Source organism: Micromonospora sp. WMMD734 (assembly GCF_049178975.1).
GTDB classification, from domain to species: domain Bacteria; phylum Actinomycetota; class Actinomycetes; order Mycobacteriales; family Micromonosporaceae; genus Micromonospora; species Micromonospora wenchangensis.
The window spans coordinates 3,406,584-3,428,379 of sequence record NZ_JBMHMK010000001.1 but is presented as its reverse complement, the minus strand read 5'-3'; the positions used below and the strand labels follow the sequence as shown (position 1 = coordinate 3,428,379).

At 73.2% G+C, this 21,796-nt stretch carries 17 protein-coding genes; 12 read left to right on the top strand and 5 right to left on the bottom strand.

Going from position 1 to position 21,796, the window contains the following annotated elements:
• Window positions 1-64 precede the first annotated feature (64 nt).
• From pgm to ACN267_RS14595, 4 genes are all read left to right on the top strand, one after another.
• A complete protein-coding gene (gene pgm, locus ACN267_RS14610; protein WP_281899145.1) occupies window positions 65-1,702 on the top strand; it encodes a phosphoglucomutase (alpha-D-glucose-1,6-bisphosphate-dependent) in 1,638 nt (545 codons plus the stop codon).
• Between the two features lie 159 nt (window positions 1,703-1,861).
• Window positions 1,862-3,229, top strand: coding sequence for a hypothetical protein (locus ACN267_RS14605; protein ID WP_421488910.1), 1,368 nt, complete (start codon window positions 1,862-1,864; stop codon window positions 3,227-3,229).
• The gene (locus ACN267_RS14600) at window positions 3,229-4,548 is read left to right on the top strand and encodes a hypothetical protein (RefSeq protein WP_421488909.1); all 1,320 of its coding nucleotides are present in this window, start codon (window positions 3,229-3,231) and stop codon (window positions 4,546-4,548) included. The genes ACN267_RS14605 and ACN267_RS14600 overlap by 1 nt, the downstream gene beginning before the upstream one ends.
• Window positions 4,545-5,846, top strand: coding sequence for a hypothetical protein (locus ACN267_RS14595; protein WP_421488908.1), 1,302 nt, complete (start codon window positions 4,545-4,547; stop codon window positions 5,844-5,846). The genes ACN267_RS14600 and ACN267_RS14595 overlap by 4 nt, the downstream gene beginning before the upstream one ends.
• 31 nt (window positions 5,847-5,877) lie before the next feature.
• On the opposite strand, the gene ACN267_RS14590 is transcribed toward ACN267_RS14595, so the two are convergent.
• The 3 genes from ACN267_RS14590 to gmd are packed head-to-tail and all read right to left on the bottom strand — an operon-like array spanning window position 5,878 to window position 9,211.
• Complete coding sequence (locus tag ACN267_RS14590; protein ID WP_421488907.1) at window positions 5,878-7,002, bottom strand: DegT/DnrJ/EryC1/StrS family aminotransferase; 1,125 nt, start codon at window positions 7,000-7,002, stop codon at window positions 5,878-5,880.
• The gene (locus ACN267_RS14585) at window positions 6,999-8,201 is read right to left on the bottom strand and encodes a glycosyltransferase (protein ID WP_421488906.1); all 1,203 of its coding nucleotides are present in this window, start codon (window positions 8,199-8,201) and stop codon (window positions 6,999-7,001) included. The genes ACN267_RS14590 and ACN267_RS14585 overlap by 4 nt, the downstream gene beginning before the upstream one ends.
• Window positions 8,198-9,211 carry a GDP-mannose 4,6-dehydratase gene (gmd, locus tag ACN267_RS14580; protein ID WP_204961217.1) on the bottom strand — a complete coding sequence of 338 codons (1,014 nt, stop codon included), beginning with the start codon at window positions 9,209-9,211 and terminating at the stop codon, window positions 8,198-8,200. Before gmd ends, ACN267_RS14585 begins: the two co-directional genes overlap by 4 nt.
• A 181-nt stretch (window positions 9,212-9,392) precedes the next feature.
• Between gmd and ACN267_RS14575 the strand changes: the two genes are divergently transcribed.
• A complete protein-coding gene (locus ACN267_RS14575; protein WP_421488905.1) occupies window positions 9,393-10,634 on the top strand; it encodes a glycosyltransferase in 1,242 nt (413 codons plus the stop codon).
• 64 nt (window positions 10,635-10,698) lie between these two features.
• Window positions 10,699-11,823: a non-hydrolyzing UDP-N-acetylglucosamine 2-epimerase gene (wecB, locus tag ACN267_RS14570; RefSeq protein ID WP_204961219.1), complete on the top strand. Its 1,125-nt coding sequence runs from the start codon at window positions 10,699-10,701 to the stop codon at window positions 11,821-11,823.
• Here the strand turns inward: wecB and ACN267_RS14565 are convergent.
• Window positions 11,752-12,483: a NeuD/PglB/VioB family sugar acetyltransferase gene (locus tag ACN267_RS14565; RefSeq protein WP_204961220.1), complete on the bottom strand. Its 732-nt coding sequence runs from the start codon at window positions 12,481-12,483 to the stop codon at window positions 11,752-11,754. The genes wecB and ACN267_RS14565 overlap by 72 nt on opposite strands.
• A 235-nt stretch (window positions 12,484-12,718) precedes the next feature.
• On the opposite strand from ACN267_RS14565, the gene ACN267_RS14560 reads away from it, so the two are divergent.
• On the top strand, window positions 12,719-13,927 hold the full coding sequence (locus ACN267_RS14560) for a glycosyltransferase family 4 protein (RefSeq protein ID WP_281899131.1): 1,209 nt from the start codon (window positions 12,719-12,721) through the stop codon (window positions 13,925-13,927).
• Between the two features lie 139 nt (window positions 13,928-14,066).
• Window positions 14,067-14,585 carry an acyltransferase gene (locus tag ACN267_RS14555; RefSeq protein ID WP_204961222.1) on the top strand — a complete coding sequence of 173 codons (519 nt, stop codon included), beginning with the start codon at window positions 14,067-14,069 and terminating at the stop codon, window positions 14,583-14,585.
• A gap of 20 nt (window positions 14,586-14,605) precedes the next feature.
• Here the strand turns inward: ACN267_RS14555 and ACN267_RS14550 are convergent, their stop codons facing one another.
• The gene (locus tag ACN267_RS14550; RefSeq protein ID WP_421488904.1) at window positions 14,606-16,636 is read right to left on the bottom strand and encodes a hypothetical protein; all 2,031 of its coding nucleotides are present in this window, start codon (window positions 16,634-16,636) and stop codon (window positions 14,606-14,608) included.
• A 225-nt stretch (window positions 16,637-16,861) separates the two neighbouring features.
• Between ACN267_RS14550 and ACN267_RS14545 the strand changes: the two genes are divergently transcribed.
• From ACN267_RS14545 to ACN267_RS14530, 4 genes are read left to right on the top strand one after another with little or no spacing between them, the layout of a single operon-like run.
• A complete protein-coding gene (locus tag ACN267_RS14545; protein WP_204961224.1) occupies window positions 16,862-17,818 on the top strand; it encodes an NAD-dependent epimerase/dehydratase family protein in 957 nt (318 codons plus the stop codon).
• A complete protein-coding gene (locus ACN267_RS14540; protein ID WP_421488903.1) occupies window positions 17,815-19,314 on the top strand; it encodes a lipopolysaccharide biosynthesis protein in 1,500 nt (499 codons plus the stop codon). Before ACN267_RS14545 ends, ACN267_RS14540 begins: the two co-directional genes overlap by 4 nt.
• Window positions 19,299-20,501 carry a glycosyltransferase gene (locus tag ACN267_RS14535; RefSeq protein ID WP_421488902.1) on the top strand — a complete coding sequence of 401 codons (1,203 nt, stop codon included), beginning with the start codon at window positions 19,299-19,301 and terminating at the stop codon, window positions 20,499-20,501. The genes ACN267_RS14540 and ACN267_RS14535 overlap by 16 nt, the downstream gene beginning before the upstream one ends.
• Before the next feature lie 5 nt (window positions 20,502-20,506).
• Window positions 20,507-21,760, top strand: a complete 1,254-nt coding sequence (locus tag ACN267_RS14530) for a glycosyltransferase (RefSeq protein ID WP_204961227.1) — start codon at window positions 20,507-20,509, stop codon at window positions 21,758-21,760.
• The last annotated feature ends 36 nt before the right edge of the window (window positions 21,761-21,796 follow it).

Below are 21,796 nucleotides of genomic sequence, written 5' to 3'. Positions count from 1 at the left end.
TGTGACCCGGTCGCCGCCGGGGAAGACAGCGTTCCCGTCCCGTACCACCGAGGAGGTTTCCGCAGTGGCCCACCCCCGTGCCGGACAGCCCGCCGAGCCCGCCGACCTGGTCGACGTGCCCCGGCTGGTGACCGCCTACTACGCCGAGCACCCGGACCCGGACGACCCGGCGCAGCAGGTCTCCTTCGGCACCTCCGGTCACCGGGGGTCCAGCCTGCGTAACGCCTTCAACTCCGACCACATCCTGGCGGTCACCCAGGCGCTCTGCGACTACCGCCGCCAGCAGGGTCTCACCGGCCCGCTGTTCCTGGCCCGGGACACCCACGCGCTGTCCGCCCCCGCCGAGGCCGACGCGTTGGAGGTGCTCGCCGGTAACGGGGTGACCGTGCTGCGGGACAGCCGCGACGGCTACACCCCCACCCCGGCGCTGTCGCACGCCGTGCTCACCCACAACCGGGGGCGCACCGACGGGCTCGCCGACGGCATCGTGATCACCCCGTCGCACAACCCGCCCGACGACGGTGGCTTCAAGTACAACCCGACCAACGGCGGGCCCGCCGACACCGACGTCACGAAGTGGATCCAGGACCGGGCGAACGCGATCCTGGCCGCCGGGCTCAAGGAGGTCAGGCGGATCCCGTACGCGCGGGCGCGCGCCGCCGACACCACCGGCACGTACGACTTCCTCGCCGGCTACGTCGACGACCTGCCCTCGGTGCTCGACATCGACGCGATCCGCGACGCCGGGGTGCGGATCGGGGCCGACCCGCTCGGCGGGGCCAGCGTCGCCTACTGGGGTGAGATCGCGCAGCGGCACCGCCTCGACCTGACCGTGATCAACCCGTTGGTCGACCCGACCTGGCGGTTCATGACCCTCGACGGGGACGGCAAGATCCGGATGGACTGCTCGTCGCCCAACGCGATGGCGTCGCTGATCGCCGCCCGGGACCGGTTCCAGGTCTCCACCGGTAACGACGCCGACGCCGACCGGCACGGCATCGTCACCCCCGACGGGGGCCTGATGAACCCCAACCACTACCTGGCGGTGGCGATCGGGCACCTGTTCCGTACCCGCTCGCAGTGGGGTCCGGCGGCGGCCGTCGGCAAGACCCTGGTCTCCTCCTCGATGATCGACCGGATCGCCGCCGATCTGGGTCGGCCGTTGCTGGAGGTGCCGGTCGGCTTCAAGTGGTTCGTCCCGGGGCTGCTCGACGGCACGGTCGGCTTCGGCGGCGAGGAGAGCGCCGGGGCGTCCTTCCTGCGCCGCGACGGCAGCACCTGGACCACCGACAAGGACGGCATCCTGCTCTGCCTGCTCGCCGCCGAGATCATCGCCAGCACCGGCCGGACCCCGAGCGAGCACTACGCCGCGCTGACCGAGCGCTTCGGCGCGCCCGCGTACGCCCGGATCGACGCCCCGGCCAGCCGGGAGCAGAAGGCGGTGCTGGGTCGGCTCTCCCCGGATCAGGTCACCGCCACCGAGTTGGCCGGTGAGCCGATCACCGCCACGCTGACCAGCGCCCCGGGCAACGGCGCCTCGATCGGCGGGCTGAAGGTGACCACCGAGTCCGGGTGGTTCGCGGCCCGGCCGTCGGGCACCGAGGACGTCTACAAGATCTATGCCGAGTCGTTCCAGGGGCCCGAGCACCTGGCCCGCATCCAGCAGGAGGCGAAGTCCCTGGTCGACGAGGTGCTGGGCTAACAGCCGGACGACGTCGTCGCGCCCCGCCGGTCACCGCACGGTGACCGGCGGGGCGTAGTCGTCTGCGCCCGTTTCCGGGGTTTTCTCCCGGTGAGCGTGTCGCCGCCCCCGCTGCCTCGTTGCGCATGAGGCGACCGAAAACAGTGAGGGGAACATCTGATGGTCTGGTCCAGGGCGGTCACCGACCCTGGACCGCGGATCGACGTCATCGACACCCGGGCGGTCCGCCCGACCCGAGACGCCCGGTCGAGACGACAGCAGGAGCTGGTCGGTCGGCTGTTGCGCTGCTATCCGGTCAGCTTCCTGGTGCTCGCCCCGTACGCGTTGCTGATCCTTCCGATGGCGGTGTTCTACGACAACCCGCAGACCGGCTTCATCGTGCTCCTGGTGGGGCTGGCCCTGCTGGGCAGCGTCAGCGTGGAGACGCTGGGTCTGCTCTTCGGGCGTCCCGACCCGCAGTGGCGGCAGGGCATGCGGCAGGCGACCGCCCGGTATCCGTACATCTATCCGGTGGCCCGGCTGGTGACGTTGACCAGCATCGCGGCCGACCTGCTGGGCGCCTACCTCGGGCGGGGGAGCATCGTCGCGCAGATCTCCGGGGAGTTGTCCGACGCGCCGATGGTGGCGCTGACCAAGCTCTTCTCCGGCTGGGGCGCGCTCGGCTTCGCGCTGCTGGTCGCCAGCCACCTGGGCGGCCGACTGACCCGGGGCAAGCTGTACGGCTGGCTCGCCGCGCTCGTCACCACCCAGGCGGTCGTCACCATGCTGACCGCCCTCACCGCCCCCCTGATCGCCTTCCTGTTCTTCGTGGTCGCCGCCGGGGTGGTCTGTGGCGTGTTCCGGCTGCGGTACCTGTTGCTCGGCACGGTGGTGATGGTCCTGCTCTGGCCGTCCATCTTCGACTACCGCAACGAGATCCGACAGGACCAGGGCATCGAGGTGAGCGACGCCGTCACGGCGGCGGACCGGATCCGCCTGGACCGGCAGTTGACCCTCGTCGCGGGCATCGACGTCCCCGTCGACCTCGGCCAGCCCGGCCTCGTCGACCACCTCCGGTACGGGCTGGTGCCCCGGATCGTCGATCCCGACCGACCGGCCCTGTCCACCGGGCAGCAGATCAACCAGTTCCTCGGCGGCGGCCCGACGTCCGCCTCCAACTTCCTGCTGCTGGGCAACATCTGGTTCTTCGACGGGCCCGTCGGGGTGCTGGGCGTGCACGCCTTCTGGGCGGGCTTCGTGGCGTTGCTGCTGCGGTGGCGGGCCCGGCCCGGGCCGGCCCGGTTGAGCCTGTTCTGCCTCGTCTGCTCGGACGTGCTGCTGTGGTCCGGCACCTACCCCGAGTCGACGATAGCCTTCCTGCAACACGTGGTGTCGGCCATGACGGTCTTCTTCCTCCTGTGGCTGACCCGCAGGATCCCCCTCGGGTCAGGTGGCCGTCCGGCGCTGCTGCCTGCTGGCGGGCGTGTGCGGTCGGGAGCGTTGCGGGGCCCCGGCCGGCGTGGCGCTCACCGCGCAAGGGACGCCTGATGATCGGGCCCAGGGCGGCCGGAGAGCAGCTGGCCGTCGACTGTGGATCCGGGCCCTGGGTGAGCGGAGCGGTGCCGGTCGGGCCGGGCCGTGGCGGCTGGTCCCGGCAGCGGGAGCTGGTCGGTGGGCTGTTGCGCTGCTATCCGGTCAGCTTCCTGGTGCTCGCCCCGTACGCGGTGTTCATCCTCCCGATGGCGGTCCTCAACGACAACCCGCAGACCGGCTTCATCGTGCTCCTGGTGGGGCTGGCCCTGCTGGGCAGCGTCAGCGTGGAGACGATGGGCCTGTTCCTCGGGCGTCCCGACCCGCAGTGGCGACGGGGGATGCGCCAGGCGACCGCCCGCTATCCCCGGATCTACCCGGTGGCCCGGCTGGTGACCCTGACCGGGATGGTGACGAGCATCATCGGCGCCCACCTCGGGCGGGGGACCATCGTCACCCAGGTGTCCGGCGACCTGTCCGACAGCCCTGTCGCGATGGTGTGCGCCCTCTTCTCCGGTTGGGGCACCCTGGGCTTCGCCCTGTTGGTGGGCAGCCACCTCAGCGGCCGGCTGTCGGTGCGGCGGTTGTACTGCTGGGTGGCCGTGCTCGTCGGCGTGGAGGCGTACGTCGCGGTGCTGACGGCCCGGTCCGCGCCCCTGGTGGCCCTGGTGTTCTTCGTGGCCGCCGCCGGGGCGGTCTGCGGGGTCTTCCGGTTGCGTCACCTCCTGCTCTGGACGGTGGTGCTCCTGCTCGCCTGGCCCGCCATGTTCGCGCAGCGCAACGCCATCCGGGAGGAGCAGGGGGTGGTGGTGGACACCCAGGTCACCGCTGCCGACCGGCTCCGGCTGGACAGCCAGCTCACCGCCGTGGCGGCGTTCGCGGTGCCGGTCGAGATCGGCCAGCCCGGTGTCGCCGACTACTTCAGGTACGGGCTGGTGCCCCGGGTGCTCGATCCGGACCGGCCGGCGTTGTCCACCGGGCAGCAGATCAACCAGTTCCTCGGCGGGGGACCGACGTCGGCGTACACCTTCCTGCTGTTGGGCAACATCTGGTTCTTCGACGGACCCGCCGGCATGGTGGCCGTGCACGCCTTCTGGGCGGGCTTCGTGGCACTGCTGCTGCGCTGGCGGAGCCGGCCCGGCCCGGCCCGCCTGACGCTGTTCTGCCTGGTCTTCTCCGACGTGCTGCTCTGGTCGGGGACCTACCCCGACTGCACCATCGGGTTCCTGCAACACGTGGTGTCGGCCGCACCGGTCTTCCTGCTGTTGTGGCTTACCCGCAGCGCCCCCGCCGGTCGCGACGACGAGGTGACGCTGCCGGTGGGTGCCGTCCGGTGACCGTTCCGGTCCGCTCCCGGGTCGGCGGTACCGGTGTCCGGGGTGCCCCCCGACGCGGTCGTCGGGCTCTGCTCGCGCTGGTCGTCGGGGGGTTGTCCAGCGGCGGCAACCTGCTGGTGGCGGTCACCGTCACCCGGCTGGAGTCGATCGGCGGGGTGGGCGAGTTCGCGCTGGCCTTCTCGTGTTACGTGCTCGGCTCCGGGCTGGTCCGCAGCATGGTGACCGAGGCGACCCTGGCGGCGGGGACGGGCGTGGCCCCGGCCGCCCGACGGGTCGTCCTGCTCGGGGTGCTCTGCGGCGTTCCGGTCGGTGCGGCCGGCGTGGCGTACGGGTCGCCGTATCTGCTCGGGGTGGGCCTCGCCCTGCCGGGGCTGGTGCTCTACGACCACGCGAAGGCGGTCGCCGTCGGGCTCGGCGTCCCGTCGGGCGCGTTGTGGCAGGAGGCGACCTGGGCGGCTCTCACCGGCTGCGCCGCGCTGGCCGGCCTGCTCGGGCTGGTCGACGCGCCGTGGGTGGTGGCCGGTTGGGCGGCCGGCGGCGGCGTGGTGGGCGTGGTCGTGGCGGCCCGACGCGGCTACGCCCTGCGGCCCGGCTGGTACGTCGACCGGGCGCAGCGCCGGATCGCGCTGGGATTCGGTACGCAGTTCCTGCTCACCACCGGGTCGGCGCAGCTGTCGCTGAGCGCGGTGGCGGCCTTCGCGGGCACCCCGGTGGTGGGGGCGTTGAGTGCCGGGCGGACCCTGCTGGGGCCGGTGAACCTGCTGCTGGCCACCGCCGCCACGCTGACCCTGCCCTACCTGGCCCGCACCCGTACCGCGTCCCGGTCGGTCCGGTCCCGGGCGGCCGTGCGGGTCGCGCTGCTGGTGGCCGCCGCTGTCCTGCCGATCACGGCGGCGGTCGCCCTGCTGCCCGACCGGCTGGGCAGGATGCTCCTCGGCGGCAACTGGGACCTGGCCCGCAGCCTGCTGGTGCTGCTGGCGCTGGAGAGCCTGTTCGCGGTGCCGGCCGCCGTCGGCTTCGCCGGGCTACGGATCGAGCAGGCGAGCCGCCTGGCGATCCTGCTCGGGGTCCTACTGGGCGGGCTGCGGGTGCCGGTGGTCGTCGGCGCGGCGGTCCTGGGTGGGGCGACCGGCGCGGCGGGCGCCCTCGCGGTGTTGGCCCTGGTCAGCGCGGTCGCCTGGGCGGGCAGCTACCTGCTGCTGCTGCGGGGGGCCGGCCGCCCGCCCGCCCACCGGTGGGATGCCCGGTCCCACCCGCCGGCACATCGTCGACGCCACCCGGTCCCGCCCATGGGCTGATCGGGGACGGGACCGGGTGGGTCGGCCGGGCTCAGCCGACCGCCGCCAGGGCGGCGCGGACGCGTTCCACCACCGTCTTGACCCCCGGCTCGGTCAGCTCCGGATAGGTGGGCAGGTTGATCCCGCGCCGGCTCAGGTCGACGGTCACCGGGTAGTGCGCCGCCGGATCGTGGTGGGCGGGCAGTTCGGGGATCGGCACGAAGAAGGGCCGGGTCTCCACGCCGAGCCGGTCCAGCGCCAGCGCCAGCGCGTCCCGGGAGGCGGTGTCCCCGGCGGGCCCGACCAGGAAGCAGGCCATCCACGGCGCGCGGCGGACCCCGGGGAACACCGGCTGGGCCGACAGCGCCGGCTCGTCGGCGAGTTGCGTCTCGTAGCCGGCGACCACCGCGTCCCGCCGGGCGATGATCTCCTCGGCCCGGTCGAGCTGGGCGCAGAGCAGCGCGGCGGCCAGGTTCGTCATCCGGTAGTTGTAGCCCAGCACCGGGAAGTAGTACCGCCGCTGCGGGTCCATCCCCTGGTTGCGCAGCAGCCGCATCCGTTCGGCCAGCGTCGCGTCGGAGGTGGTCACGCAGCCGCCCTCGCCGGCGGTGAGCACCTTGTTGCCGAAGAACGAGAACGTCGTGGCGTCGGCCAGGGAACCGGTCGGCTCCCCGTCGAGCGTGGCCCCGAAGGACTCCGCGGCGTCGGCGACCAGGAGCAGACCGTGCCGCTGGCACAGCGCGCGCAGGGCCGGATAGTCGGCGGGGTGGCCGTACAGGTCGACGGCGACGACCGCCCGGGTGCGTGGCCCGATCGCCGCGCGGACCGCGGCCGGGTCGACGCACCAGCTCTGCGGCAGGACGTCCACACAGACCGCCCGCGCCCCGCAGTACGCGACGGCGTTCGCGGTCGCCACGTAGGTCAGCGCGGGCACGATGACCTCGTCGCCCGGACCGATCCCGGCGGCGGCGAGGACCAGGTGCAGGGCGACCGTGCCGTTGGCGGTGGCGACCGCGGTGCCGGCGGCGCACCGGCGGGCGAAGCGGTCCTCGAAGTCGGTGAGGAAGGGACCCCGGGAGGAGACCCAGCCGCTGCGCAGGGCCTCCACGACGTACCGTTGCTCAAGGTCGGTCAGGCTCGGGCGGGACACCGGATAGCTGTCGTCGGTCAGGCTCACGAGGTTTCCTCCCCGGTCAGTTCGGCGGCGAACGCCGAGCGCGGCATCGGTCCCGGCCGGCCGTCGGCCACCCAGCGCAGCACGTCGAGGTAGTCGCCGCCGGTCGCCGTCCAGGTGCGGGCGGCCAGCCGGCCGTTGGCGTGCCGGGCGGCGGCGGCGTAGTGCGCCCGGTCGGCCAGCAGCCGGTAGACCGCCTCGGCCAGCGAGGCGGGCTCGGTGGCCGAGAAGACGGCCGCCTCGGCGCCGGTGAACTCCAACTGCGCCAGCAGCGGTTCGGCGTCGGCGCAGGCGACGGGCAGGCCCCAGCTGAACGCCTCCAGCATGGCGCCGCTCGCCGCCTCCCACAGCGACGGGATCACCACCGCGTCGGCGCGGGCGTAGAGGGCGTTCAACTCGTCGAGGGTGACGAACCCGGGGAAGGACACCCGGCCGCGCAGGTCGGGCTGCGCGGCGCGGGCGAGCAGCCGGCTGGCGTCCGGCTCGACCAGCGGACCGGGGCAGACCAGCCGGCACTGCGGGAGCAGCGCCATCGCCTCCAGCAGCGTCGCGTGGTTCTTGTGGGTCGCCGTCGAGGACGGGTAGAGCAGCAGGCCCGGTTCGGGGCGCGCGGCGGCGCGGGCGGGCGCGGGTTGGAACGTCGGGGTGGGGATGAGCGCGGTCCGCTCCGCCGCCTCGGGAAACAGCCGTAGCGTCTCCCGGTACGGGTGCGGCCAGGTCACCACGACGGCGTCGGCGCGGGCCACGTTCTCCCGGACCACCGCGGCGAAGCCGGGGGAGTGGAAGGCGGCCAGCAGGTGCCGCAGGTCGTGCACCACGACGACCGACGGGCCGGTGCCGATCGGGGCGCTGTGGAACGGGTAGAGCGTGACGTCCGCGCCGCGCTGCCGGGGCACCGAGCGGTGCCGGACCGCATTGACCGCCCGGCGTACGGCGAGGGAGTCGCGGACCCGGGTCGGTGTCCAACGGCGTAGGAGCTGCCCGGGGGCGGTGTCCGAGCGCAGCGGCTGGGTGACCTCGGCCCAGCCGATCCGCTCGGCGGGCACCTGGTCGCGCCACCGCTCCAGGGTGCCCCGCAGCACGTTCACCCGCAGCTCGCAGGAGGTGTCGGCGACCATGCCGGTGAGCAGGCCGTAGGTGAACGCCTCGACCCCGGCGGCGTGGCCGGGCCGGATCGGGGTGGCCTCGACGGTGATCCTCATCGGTCCACCCGCACCAGGCGTCCCATCCGCTCGTCCTCCAGCAGTTGCCGGTCGGCGTCCACCATGATCCTTACCAGGTCGCCGAAGAGGGTCTTGGGCGCCCAGCCCAGCCGCCGCCGGGCCTTGGTGTAGTCGCCGATGAGCGCGTCGACCTCGGCCGGCCGGAAGTATCGGGGGTCGATCTCGACGTACCGTTGCCAGTCGAGCCCGACCCGGTCGAAGGCGGCCTCGACGAACTCGCGCACCGAGTGCCCCTCGCCGGTGGCCACCACGTAGTCGTCCGGGGTGTCCTGTTGCAGGGCCAGCCACATCGCCTCGACGTACTCGGGGGCGTAGCCCCAGTCCCGGACGGCGTCGAGGTTGCCCAGGTAGAGCCTGTCCTGGATGCCGGCCTCGATCCGGGCGACCGCGCGGGTGATCTTGCGGGTGACGAAGTTCTCCCCCCGTCGGGGGCTCTCGTGGTTGAACAGGATGCCGTTGACGCAGAACATGTCCCACGACTCGCGGTAGTTGACCGCCGTCCAGTAGGCGTAGACCTTGGCGCACGCGTACGGGCTGCGGGGGTGGAACGGGGTCTCCTCGCGCTGGGGCGGCGGGGCGGAACCGAACATCTCCGACGAGGACGCCTGATAGAAGCGGCAGTCGACGTCGGCCGCGCGGGCCGCCTCCAGCATCCGCAGGGCACCGAGCCCGGTGACGTCGGCGGTGTAGCCGGGAATGTCGAACGAGACCCGGACGTGGCTCTGCGCGCCGAGGTTGTAGATCTCGTCCGGCCGGATGTCGCGGATCAGCGCGGTCAACGACGCCGGATCGGACAGGTCGCTGTAGTGCAGGAACAGGCGGGCCTCCCCGTCGCGGGGATGGACGTCCACCTGGTCGATCCGTTCGGTGTTGAACGAGGACGACCTTCGCTTTATCCCGTGCACCGTGTAGCCCTTGTCGAGAAGGAACTCGGACAGATAACTGCCGTCCTGACCGGTGGTGCCGGATATGAGTGCCACTCGCGACATGGGGGTCCTCTCGTGCCGGGTCAGATATTTCTTCGCCGCCTTCCTTATACCGGCTCAAGTCCTGCTGGCTGTGGGTTTCCGGCTAGTGTTCGACGGATTGGCGATAATTGCGTAACGCAGTCACGAAATGGGTCTCCGCTCGTTGAACCGATCAGTTTCGTGTCTTCAGCGAGGAGCGAGGATGGCCGGCGACACCAGCCCCGCGACGGAAGTCGACGAACGGTTGGCCGAGGCCGGGGGAAAGAGTTTCCGGGTCCTCGTCACGGCCGGCTACTTCAGCCCCGGCTGGCGTGCTGGAGGGCCCGTCCGCTCCATTTCCGACGTGCTCGACACGGCCAGCGCCGGGGTCTCCACCATCCTGCTGACCCGCGACCGTGACCTCGGCAGCCCCGCCGCCTATCCCGGCCTGTCCGGCACCTGGGTACGCCGGGGCCGCACCGACATCTTCTACCTCGGCGCACGGCACCCGGCGCACTGGCGGACGCTCTGGCGCTCGCTGCGCTCGGCGCGGTTCGACCTGCTCTACGTCAACAGCGTCTGGTCGGTCTTCTCGATCCTGCCCATCGTCGCGGCCCGGCTCGGCCTGCTGCGGGCGGAGCGCATCCTGGTCGCCCCCCGGGGCGAGTTCGGCGCGGCAGCCCTCGGCCTGCACCGGCTGCGCAAGCGGGTGTTCCTGGCCGGCTGGCGGTGGATGCTGCGGGGACCTCGGGTGCTGTGGCACGCCACCGGACCGCAGGAGGTCGCCGACATCCGCCGGGTGCTGCCCCGGGCCCGCATCGGGGTGGTGGCGATCGCCCCCGGCCCCGAGCCGCACCCCGCCCCGGTCGCGCTGCCGGCCACCGACCATACCCGGCTGGTCTTCATCAGCCGGATCTCCCCGATCAAGAACCTCGACCTGGTGCTCGCCGCGCTCGCCCACGTCCGGGCCCCGGTGCGGCTGGACATCTACGGCCCGGTCGAGGACCCGAGATACTGGCAACGGTGCCGGGAGCTGCGGGCGGCCCTGCCGGACCCGTCGGTGGTCAACTACCTGGGTGAGCTGCCCCCCGGGCAGGTGGGTGCGACGTTCGCCAGGTACGACGCCTCGGTCCTGCCGACCCGGGGTGAGAACTTCGGCAACGCCATCGCGGAGAGCCTCGCGGCGTACTGCCCGGTGGTCTGTTCGGACCGGACACCGTGGACGCCCGTGCTGCGCGACGGCGGAGGGCAGGTGCTCACCGAGCTGACCCCGGCGGCGCTCGGCGCGCTGCTCACCCGGATCGCCACCGCCCCGCCCGAGCAGCGGCAGGCGGCCCGGCTCAGCGCGGGGGAGGCCTACCGCAGGTGGCGGCGTAGCCGACCCCGGATCAGCGTGCTCGACCAGGCGTGGCAGGCGATCGACGAACCGTCGCACCGGGTGCCCCCGCAGGGCCGCTCGTCGTGACCACCGCCGACCCGTACGGCCGACGGTTCCCGCAACCACCCAGACCAACCACGAGGAGACATCCGTGACCCGGGTGATGACAGTCGTCGGGACCAGGCCGGAGATCATCCGTCTGGCCCGGGTGATCGACACGCTGGACCGGACCGTGCAGCACACGTTGGTGCACACGGGACAGAACTGGGACCCGGCGCTGTCCGACATCTTCTTCACCGAGCTGGGCGTACGCCCGCCCGACCGGTTCCTGCGGGCCGACACCCGGTCGCTGGGCAGCCTGCTCGGCGCGGTGCTGGTCGGCACCGAGAAGGCCATCGCCGAGCTGCGGCCGGACGCGCTGCTGGTGCTCGGCGACACCAACAGCGCCATCGCGGCGCTGATGGCGCGGCGGATGAAGGTGCCGGTCTACCACATGGAGGCGGGCAACCGGTGCTTCGACCTCAACGTGCCGGAGGAGACCAACCGCCGGCTGGTCGACCACGTCGCCGACTTCAACCTGGTCTACTCCGAGCACGCCCGGCGCAACCTGCTCGCCGAAGGACTGCACCCCCGCCGCATCCTGCACACCGGCTCACCGATGCGGGAGGTGCTCGACCACTACCGGCCGCAGATCGAACGGTCCACCATCCTGGCGCAGCTCGCCCTCGAACCGGACGGCTACTTCGTCGTCAGCGCCCACCGGGAGGAGAACGTCGACCACCCGGACCGGCTCCGTCGGCTGCTGGACTGCCTGTGCGCGGTACGCGACGAGTGGCGGCTGCCGCTGCTGGTCTCCACCCACCCGCGTACCCGCAAGCGGCTGGAGGTGCTCGCCGTCGACGGCACCCTGCTGGACGGCATCACCTTCCACGAGCCGTTCGGCTTCTTCGACTACGTGACCCTGCAACGGCACGCCCGGTGCACGCTGTCCGACAGCGGCACGGTCAGCGAGGAGGCGGCGATCCTCGGCTTCCCGGCGGTGACCCTGCGCGAGTCCATCGAACGCCCCGAGGCGCTGGATACCGGGGCGATCGTGATGACCGGCCTCGACCCGGAGGGTGTGGTGGAGGCGGTGCGGGTCGTGGTGGACCAGGTGGCGGCCGGTCCGGTCGACTGCCCGGCGGACTACCGGGTCCCGGACACCTCACGCCGGGTGGTCGACTTCATCCTGTCGACCGTGCGCCGACACCACGACTGGGCGGGCATCCGCCGCTGACCCCGGCGTCACCGGCCGGGCGGGTACCCCGGTGACCACCGTGTCCGCCGGGACGTCCCGGGTCACGCACGCGCCCGCGCCCACCACGGCGTCCCGCCCGACCCGCAGCCCCGGCAGGACGGCGGCCGTGGTGCCCACCATGACGCCGTCGTCCAGCCGGCAGTAGCCGGAAACCGCGGCGAGCGGATTGACCGAGACGTGGTCGCCGAGCACGCTGTCGTGCCCCACGGTGCAGTTCTGGTTGAGGTGCACCTGGCGGCCCAGCACCACGTTCGTCGTCACCCGGGCCCCGCCGGCCGCGAACAGCCCCTCCCCGACGACGCAGTCCGGGCCGATCTCCGCCGCCGGGTGCACCACCGTGGCGGCGGGCAGGCCGTACCGTTGGAGAGCCAGATCGGTCTCGCGGCGCAGCCGGGGATGCCCGACGCCCAGCGCCACCGTCAGGCCCGCCTGGCCACCGGCGAGCCAGCGGGTGGGGCCGAGGAAGGGGACGCCGAGCCGCCGCACCCGGGCCACGTTCTCCTCGGTCGGGTAGTCGTCGACGAAGCCCAGGACCCGCCACGGGGCCGCACCTGCCGCGTAAGCATTGAGCAGCCGAATTACCCCGAACATCTCCCTGCCCATGCCGCCCGCGCCTACGATCACTACGTCGGTGGTCAACCGTTGCCCCCTCGGCCACGGAGAACACCGGTCGCGTTCCGCCAGCCGGCCCCGCGCGGCACCGCCGGTGCCCGTCCGACGTGCGCGGCGGCACGGGTCGAGTCCATGGCCCGCGAGCGCACCCTTCCCCTCGACGGCGACCTCCGGCACGGGCCGGGCCCTCCGGCCACCGCCCGTGCGGTGCAGACATCCCTACGGGACGCCGCCTTCCGGGCGGCACGGTGAAGGTGGGCCGATGGTGAACAAGTTGACAAGGCTGCCCTCCCTGGACGTCGCCGACGCGCCACGACGGTCCGTGGGCACCTACCGGGTGGTCGCGACCGCGGGGGTGTTCGAGCCGGGTTTCCGGGGCGGCGGCCCGATCCGCTCGCTGCGGTTCATCCTGGACACCCTGCCGGGGGACCTCGACGTCACCCTGATCACCCGGGACCGGGACCTCGGCTCGTCAGCACCGTACCCCGGTCTGTCCGGAAGGCTGCTGCGACGCGACGGGCGGTCCGCCGTCTTCTACCTCAATCCGTGGGCCCCCCGGCACTGGGCCCGGCTGGTCCGCCACGTCCGGGCCCGTCCGGTCGACCTGCTCTACGTCAACAGCATCTGGTCGTTGTTCTCGGTGCTGGCGATCCTGGCGGTGGCGCTGCGCCTGGCCCGGGTCGGGGCCATCCTGGTCGCCCCGCGCGGCGAGCTGTCGCCCGGCGCCCTGGCGATCAGGGCCACCAAGAAGCGTGTCTTCCTGGCGTTGTGGGCACCGCTGCTGCGCCGGCTGCGGGTGCGCTGGCAGGCGTGCAGCGGGCTGGAGGAGCGGCAGATCCGGGCCAACCTGCCGTGGGCGCAGGTGATGGTGAACGGCAACGAGAGCCCGATCCCGGCGGACCCGCCCCCACCTGTCGTCGCGCACGACGGTCCGCTGCGGCTGGTCTTCGTCGGCCGGATCTCGCCGATGAAGAACCTGCGTACCGCCCTGGAGGCGGTGGCCGGCACCACCCGGCCGGTGGAGTTCGACATCTTCGGCCCGGCGGAGGACCCGCACTACTGGTCGCGCTGCCAACGGGTCATCGCGACCATGCCGGGGCACGTCCGGGTCCGCTACCTCGGCGAACTCGCGGCGGCGGACGTCATGCCGACGTTCAGCCGCTACGACGCGTTCCTCTTCCCCACCCTCGGTGAGAACTTCGGCCACGTCATCCTGGAGAGCCTGGCGTCGGGTTGCCCGGTCGTCTGCTCGGACAACACGCCGTTCAGCGACCTGATCGCCGACACCGGCGGGATGGTGGTCCGCCCGGCGACGGCGGCCGACCTCAGCCGGGTGCTCGACCTGCTCGCCGACCGGACACCCGCCGAACGCGCCGAGGCCAAGGCCACCGCCGGGCGGCGCTACCGGCACTGGCGGCAGCGGCACCGGGAACTGCACGTGCTGGCCCACGCCCGCCAGTTCTGCGGCTGACCGTCGAGGACGGCGGTCAGCCGTCACCGGGGTCGGACCCCGGTCGTTGTCCCAGTGAGCGGACCCGCCCGTCCCCGGGCCGGCAGCCCGGGACCGTACCTGCGATCGAGGACAGCCAGTGCCCAGTCGTGTTCGTACGATGGCCCGGCGCGTACGGGACCATCTGGCCGCGTCCCGCGACCCCGAGGCGTTCGTCAGGTCCCTGGGGGTCAACCTCACCGGTCGGGTCAGGTTCTACGGGGTCAACCGGGCGATGTTCGGCTCGGAACCCTGGCTGATCACCATCGGCGACAACGTCTACGTCACCTCCGAGGTGCAGTTCATCACCCACGACGGCGGCACGCTGATCCTCCGCAAGGAGTATCCCGACCTCGACTGGACCGCGCCGATCACGATCGGCGACGACGTCTACATCGGCATGCGTGCGATGATCCTGGCCGGCGTCACCATCGGCAACCGGTGCGTCATCGGGGCCGGTTCGGTGGTCACCCGGGACGTCCCGGACAACACGGTGGCGGCCGGGGTCCCGGCCCGGCCGCTGCGCACCACCGACGAGTACCTGGAACGGCTGCGGGCCAAGTCGCTGGGCATCGGGCACCTGCCCGTCCCGGCCAAGCACGAGGCGATGAAACGGATCTACGGCGTCCCCACCGGCTGACGTCCCGCCCGGCCGCCGGGTCAGGCCCGCCGGTAGGCGACCTGCGGCGGGGGGAACCGGTGCAGCCCGGCGATGGTGATCGCCCCCAGCGCGCCGGTCACCCCGGTCACCTCGTAGCCGTACCGGTCGCCGGCCATCGCCGCCGCCGTCGAACCCAGGTTCAGCACGGTGGCGCAGCCGACGCCACTGGCCCGCACCGTCGGCGCGGTGCCGCCGCTGACCTGCCACACCTGCGCGTACCAGTGCCAGCCGGCCGGCAGCCCGACGGGCGCGGCCAGCACCGACTCCTTCACCCCGACGGTGGTGACGGCCACGGTGCCGAAGTCGGCGACCGGGCCGAGCAGGGCGGGCCGGCCGGTGGCCGGGTCGTGGGCGTACACGCCGTGGCGCAGCACGCCGGTGCCGACCCGGGTCACCTCCACGCAGGCCCGGTCGACCGGGGTCGGCTCGGCCAGGAAGAACGGGTGCAGCAGCAGCTGCTGGTAGGCACCGGTGCAGGTGCTCTCCACCGTCGGGCCGGACCGGACGAGGAAGTAGCCGCCCCGGGCGAGGGACGCCCCCGGCAGCGGCTGAGCCACTGCCCCGTCGGGGTCCGCGCGCCACATCCCGTAGCCGGGGGAGACCGGCACGGCGTACGGCACACCGGCGACGGTGACCCGGTCGGGCACGGTGAGGTTCGTCGCGCCCACCGGCACCAGCAGCCGGTGGAACAGCTCGGGCGCGGCCAGTTCGGCCTGGGCGACCGTGCCGACCCGTTCGATCACCACGAAGTCGTCGTCGCCGGCGGAGACGACGAGCCCGGTGGCGGTCGACGGCGGGGCCAGGTAGCGGCGGTAGGCGGTCCCGGTCACCGACTCACCGGCGGCCAGGGTGCGCCCCCACACCAGCTGCGGGTAGTTCTTCTTCAGGCTGGAGCTGATGAACCAGCTCTTGGCCGTGGTGTAGCGGGCCCGGACGGTGGGCACCCCGTCCGCGACCGGCAGCAACCCGACGGCGATGCCCCACTGCTGCACGCTGCCGCCGCTGACCACCCACTGGGTCATGCTGGCCGCCGGCATCGTCCGGTCGGTGAGGTTGGCCGGGGTGACGTCGGTGAGGGCGGCGAGGGTGTCGATGTTGGCCCAGGTCGACCAGTTCAGGCCGCCGGCCACCCCCACGTTCGGCATGAACTGCCGGCGGGAGCCGCCCGTCACCGGTGTCAGCGGCGCGCACTGGGTGACGCCCGCGTTGAGGGTGAACCGGGTCAGCGCGGTCACCGTCTGGGTGACGAGCAGGCCGCCACCGGGCGACCAGCGGTAGACGTTGGCGATCCGGCACAGCGACGGGATCCTGGGCATGATCGTGGCGATCGGGGTGCCGACGTTCGCCCGCGCCGTGTCGATCATGCCTTGGTAGGTCGGGATGAGGTACGACTCCCGGATCACCAGTTCCAGTCCGGTCGACCGGCCGTCGGGCACCGGCCGGCCGTCGAGTTCGACGGCGACCGTGTGCGAGTGGGTGGCGGGGCGGATCTGCACGTCCGGGGTGAGACCGGTGATCGGCACGGTGGTCCGGTTGGTCGCCCCCGAGACGTGGGTGAGCGGCCCGGCCGGCTTGACCCGGGCACCCTGCGCGATGCCGTCCACCACCGTGTACGGGTTGCCGAACAGCAGGCTGTTGGCGTTGGTGACGGCCAGCAGGGTGAAGATGCGGGTGCCGTCGCTCCACTGCGAACCCACGTCGGCGGTCGTCTTGCCGTGGTTGGTCACGACGATCTGGTTGCCGACGTTGTAGCCGTGGTTGCCGCCGACGTACGACCAGCCGGTGTTGATCGGGCAGTTGTCGTCGGAGGTGTCGTGGACGCGGGTGCCCACGGCGGACATGACCGGCCACACCTGGGCGTCGGTGGCGGTCGAGGGCACGAGGCTCACCTGCGGCAGGCCGGAGTGCCACAGGCCGACCATCCCCTCGGGGTACGCCAGGTTGGCCGGCATCACCACGTCCCGGGTGGCGTCGAACCGCGACCTGACCGACATCAGGGCGTTGGACCGGTAGACGATCAGCTCGGGCATCCCACACCTCCACCGTGACGCACGACGACCCTGTCACTGTGCGCGTTTCCGCAGCTCACGGCGCTTTTTGGTCGGTTCCCGGACAGCACCGTCGGCCGTTCGGTGGAGACCGGTCCGGCCGCCGGCCGACATCCCCGCCGTGGGGAGGGTGAATTTCGCGCCGCCGCCGTAACGTGCCGCGCCCTGGCTCGATGTACAGGTGATGTGCGTACATGGGGGTGGTTCATGCGCATTCTGATTACGGGTGGGGCCGGTTTCATCGGCGCCAACCTGGCCCGCGCCGCGTTGGCCGAGCCGGCTGTCAAAGAGGTCAGCGTCCTCGACGACTTCTCGGTGGGGCTGCGCGGCAACCTCGCCGGGCTCGACGTCGACCTCGTCGAAGGGTCGATCCTGGACCCGGCGGCCCTGGACGCGGCGATGGCGGGCCGGGAGGCGGTGGTCCACCTGGCCGCGCTGCCCAGCGTGCCCCGGTCGCTGCGGGACCCGCTCGCCTCCCACCACGCCAACGCCACCGGCACGCTGATGGTGCTGGAGGCGGCCCGCCGGCACGACGTCGGGCACGTACTGGTCGCCTCCTCCTCGTCGGTGTACGGGATGAACCCGGCGCTGCCCAAGGCGGAGCTGACCTGGACCCGCCCGATGAGCCCGTACGCGGCCAGCAAGCTCGCCACCGAGGCGTACGCGCTGGCCCACCAGGCGTCGTTCGGGCTGCCCACGCTGGCGTTCCGGTTCTTCAACGTGTTCGGCCCCGGGCAGCGCCACGACCACGCGTACGCGGCCGTCATCCCCCGGTTCACCCACGCCGCCCTGCGCGGCGAGCCGGTCCAGGTGCACGGCGACGGCACCCAGTCCCGCGACTTCACCTACGTGGGCACGGTCTGCGAGGTCATCCTCGACGCGGTGCGCCGCCGGGTGCACCACCCGCACCCGGTCAACCTCGCCTTCGGCGCGCGGGCCAGCCTGCTCCAGGTCCTCGACGAGTTGGAGGAACTGCTGGGCCGGCCGATCGCCCGGGAACACGTGGCACCGCGTACCGGGGACGTCCCGCACTCGCTGGCCGACAACACCACCCTGCGGGAGTTGTTCCCGGACGTCACCCCGGTGGAGCGCCGGCAGGGGCTGCGGGCCACGGCCGGGTGGCTGGCCGAGCGGCTGGCTGTCGCCCCCGCCCCCCTCCGGTGACCCGGGCCGTGGGCCGGGCCGCCGCCGGCACGGTCCCCGCCGACGCGACGGCCGTCGGGACCACACCCGCGACCGCCACCCCCGCCCCCGCAGCGGCCGGCACGACGGCCGACGGACCGACGACCGGCGGCACGACGGCCGACGACGGGACGACGACCACCCCCGCGCCGCCAGCCCCGGCGTCGGGGCCCAGCCGGGACCGGACCGTCACGGTGGGCATCGCCACCGCGATGGTGGCCAAGGGGATCGGCCTGGCCGCGCCGCTGGTCATCACCCCCGCCTGCTTCCGGTACCTCGGCGAGCAGCGGTACGGCCTGTGGATGGCGATCACCGCGCTCACCGGGATGGCCTGGTTCGCCGACCTGGGGCTGGGCAACGGGCTGCTCACCCGGCTCGGCCAACTGGCCGACGACCCCCGCCAGCAGGCCCGGGAGATCTCCGGCGCGTTCGCCACCCTCGGCGTGGTCGCGGCGCTGCTGCTGGCCGCCCTGCTGGTGGTGACGCCGGTGGTGCCCTGGGTGGAGCTGTTCGCCGTCGGTGACCCGGGCGTCGCCGCGCAGACCCCCACCCTGGTCCTGCTCTGCTTCGGCGCGTTCGTCGTCAACATCCCGCTCTCGCTGGTCCAACGGGTGCAGTACGCCCGTGGCCAGATGGTGCAGAGCAACGCCTGGCAGTCGGCCGGTGCCCTGGCCGCCCTCGCCGTGGTGCTCGCCGCCATCGCCGCCGGCTGGCCACCGCTGGTGGTCGTCGCCGGTGCGGTGCTGGCTCTGCCGGTGACCAACCTGCTCAACACCGTCACCTACTTCTGGGCCTGCCCACCGGCCCACCGGCCGGGGCCACGACTCGTGCACCGGGACACCGTCGCCGGCCTGCTCCGGCTGGGCGTGCGGTTCTTCGCGCTCACCACGATGTCGTCGATCGCGCTGAACGTGGACAACCCGCTGGTCGCCAACGTGCTGGGGCTCGCGGCAGCGGCGCACTACGCGGTCGTGGGGAAGCTGTTCGGCGTGCTGTGGGTCTTCGTCGGGCTGGTGGGCATGACGGTCTGGCCGGTCAACGGCGCCGCCCTGGCCCGGGGCGAGGTGGCCTGGGTACGCCGCAACACCCGGCGGATGGTGCTGCTCTACGGGGTGGTGGTGGGCTCGGTCGGGTTGGCGCTGGTCGGCACCGGTCACCGGCTGATCGCCCTCTGGCTCGGGTCCGTCGACCGGTCGACGATCCGGCTGCCCGTCCTCGTCGGGCTCGCAAGCTGGTCACTGCTGGTCGCGGTCACCTCCCCACTGATCATGGTGCAGAACAGCATCGGCCTCCTCCGGCCGCAGTTCGTCGGGTGGGCGGCGTTCCTGGTGCTGGCCACCGCGCTCAAGGTCTGGGGGCTGCGCCAGTTCGGCCTGGCCGGGCTGCCGGCGGCGGCCTGCGTCGCGTACCTGTCGACCATGGTGCCGGCCGCGCTGGTGGGCTACCGGCGGGCGCTCGCCCGGTGTGGTCCGTCGTGACCGGCCGGCTGCGGGTGCTGCGGGTCGTCGGCGAGCTGAACTTCGGCGGCACCGAGATGCGTACCGCCGAACTGCTGCCCCGGCTCGCGGCCGGCGGCGTCGACCTGCACCTGGTGACGCTCAGCGACCGGATCGGCCCGGGGCCGCTGGCCGACGTGGTCGCCCGGCACGGCGGCAGCGTCACCGCGATCCCCCTCGACCCGCGCTTCCCGCTGCGGTTCCTGCGGCTGCTCGCACGGCTGCGCCCGGACGTGGTGCACGCCGACTGCGCCAACTTCTCCGGCGTGCCGCTCGCGCTGGGCGCGCTGCGCGGCGTACCCGGGCGGGTCGCGCACTTCCGGGGCGACGACAACGCGCCGCGCACCCTGCGCCGCCGGGTCTACCGGTTCGTCTGCGGGCGGCTGCTGCGGATCTGCGCCACCGACGTCCTCGGTGTCTCGCCCAGCTCCCTGACCTTCGGTTACCACCCGGGCTGGCGTGACGACCCCCGGTGCCGGGTGGTGCTCAACGGGCTCGACCTCGACCGGCTGCGCCGCCCCAGCCCCGACGACCTGCGGGCCCTGATCGGCGCGGGACCGGCCGACCTGGTCTGCGTGACGGTGGGCCGGGCCTCACCCGAGAAACGCCGCTGGCTGCTGCCGCCGATCCTGGCCGCGCTGCGCGACCGGGGGGTGTCCGCGCACGCGGTGCTGGTCGGGCCGGGCGACCCGGCCGACGACGAGCGGGTCCGCGCGGCGGCGGACGCCGTCGGACTCGGCGACCGGGTGCACCTGCTGGGCCCCCGCGACGACGTGGGTGGGCTGCTGCGGCAGGCCGACGTCGTCATCCACCCGTCCTGCCTGGAGGGGCTGCCCGGGGGAGTGCTGGAGCCCGTCGCGTTGGGCGTCGGCACGGTCGCCGCCGACCTGCCGGGCGTGCGCTTCATCGACGAGCGGCTGCCCGGGGTGACAGTCGTCGGGGTCGACGCCCCGCCGCAGGTGTGGGCGCGGGCGGTGGGCCGGGCGGCGGCGTACACCGCGTCGACCGCCCCCGCGGTGGCCGCCGACCGGTTCGTCGCCAGTGCCTTCGCCATCGACACGGCCGCCGCCGCCCACCTGGAGATCTACCACCGGTGGGCGGCGGCCCACCCCGGTCGGGACCGCACGCCACGACAGAGCAGCCGGCCACCTGTCGGCTCGGGACGGTGAGACAGATGAACGAGCAGACCGTGGTCGTGGGTCGGCGACCCCTACCGGACGGCGGACCGACCGTGCGGACCGGCCCACCGGGTCCCCTGCTCGTCGGTGCCTACGCCTTCCCGCACGGCGACGCGACCTCCAACCGGCTGCTGCAACTCGCCCGGTCCGCCGCGCCCGAGGGCACCCGCACGCTCGTCGTCAACGACTGGCCCTGCGAGCTGCCCTTCCCCGCCCGGCCACCCGAGGCGGCCGGCGTCGACCTGGTCACCCTGCGCGTGCGGGGCCGGTACCGGCTCACCCGGCTGCCGGCCCGGCTGGCCCGCCCGGTCCGCGTGCTGCGGGCCGCCCGCCGGCAGGGGGTACGCCGGGGCGACGTGAGCGTGGTGCTGCTGCCGATGGCGCTGATGACGCTGGGCAACTGGGCGGTCCTGCGGCTCGCGTTGCGCTGCCCGGTGGTGGTCGACGCCAGCGAACGCCACGACCGGCGACAGTTCCGCCACGGGTGGCTCACCCCGTACTACGTCCGGCACCGCTGGTCGACGTTCCTGGCCACCCGGCTGGTCGACCGGGCCACCGCGGTCTCCACCACGCTGGCCGGCTACCTCACCGGGCACGGGATGTCGGTGCTGGTGGTGCCGCCGCAGGTCGACTGCGACGACTTCCCGGCGGCCCGGCCACCCGCGCTCTCCACCGGCCTGCGGCTGCTCTATGCCGGCACCCCCGGCCGCAAGGACATGCTGGACGTGATCCTGCGCGGGATCAGCCTGCTCACCCCGGCGCAGCAGCGCCGGGTCAGCCTGACCATCGCCGGGGTCACCCGTGAGGCCGCCGCCACCCACTCCGACCTGGACGTCGCGGTCCTCGACGGGATCGTGGCCGAGGTGCGGTTCCTCGGCCGGGTCCCCCGTGACACGGTGCTGACGCTGCTCGCGGAGTCGCACTTCTCGATGCTGGTCCGCCCCACCGGCGGATACGCGGCCAACGGTTTCCCGTCCAAGGTGCCGGAGAGCCTCGCCGCCGGCTGCCCGGTGCTGCTCAACCACACCAGCGACCTGGCCGCCCACGTGCACGACGGCGTCGAAGGGCTGGTGCTCGACGGCAACGGCCCGGACGACGTGCGGCGGGGGATCGAGCGGGCGCTGCGGCTGCGCGACGAGGAGTGGACGGCGATGAGCCGGGCCGCCCGGTCCCGGGCCCGCGGTTCGTTCGACCACCGCGCCTGGCGGGACGAGGTCAGCGCCTTCCTGGTGGCCGACGACCGGCGCTGAGCCGGGTGCACACGAAGCGGTGGGCGTCCCGACCGG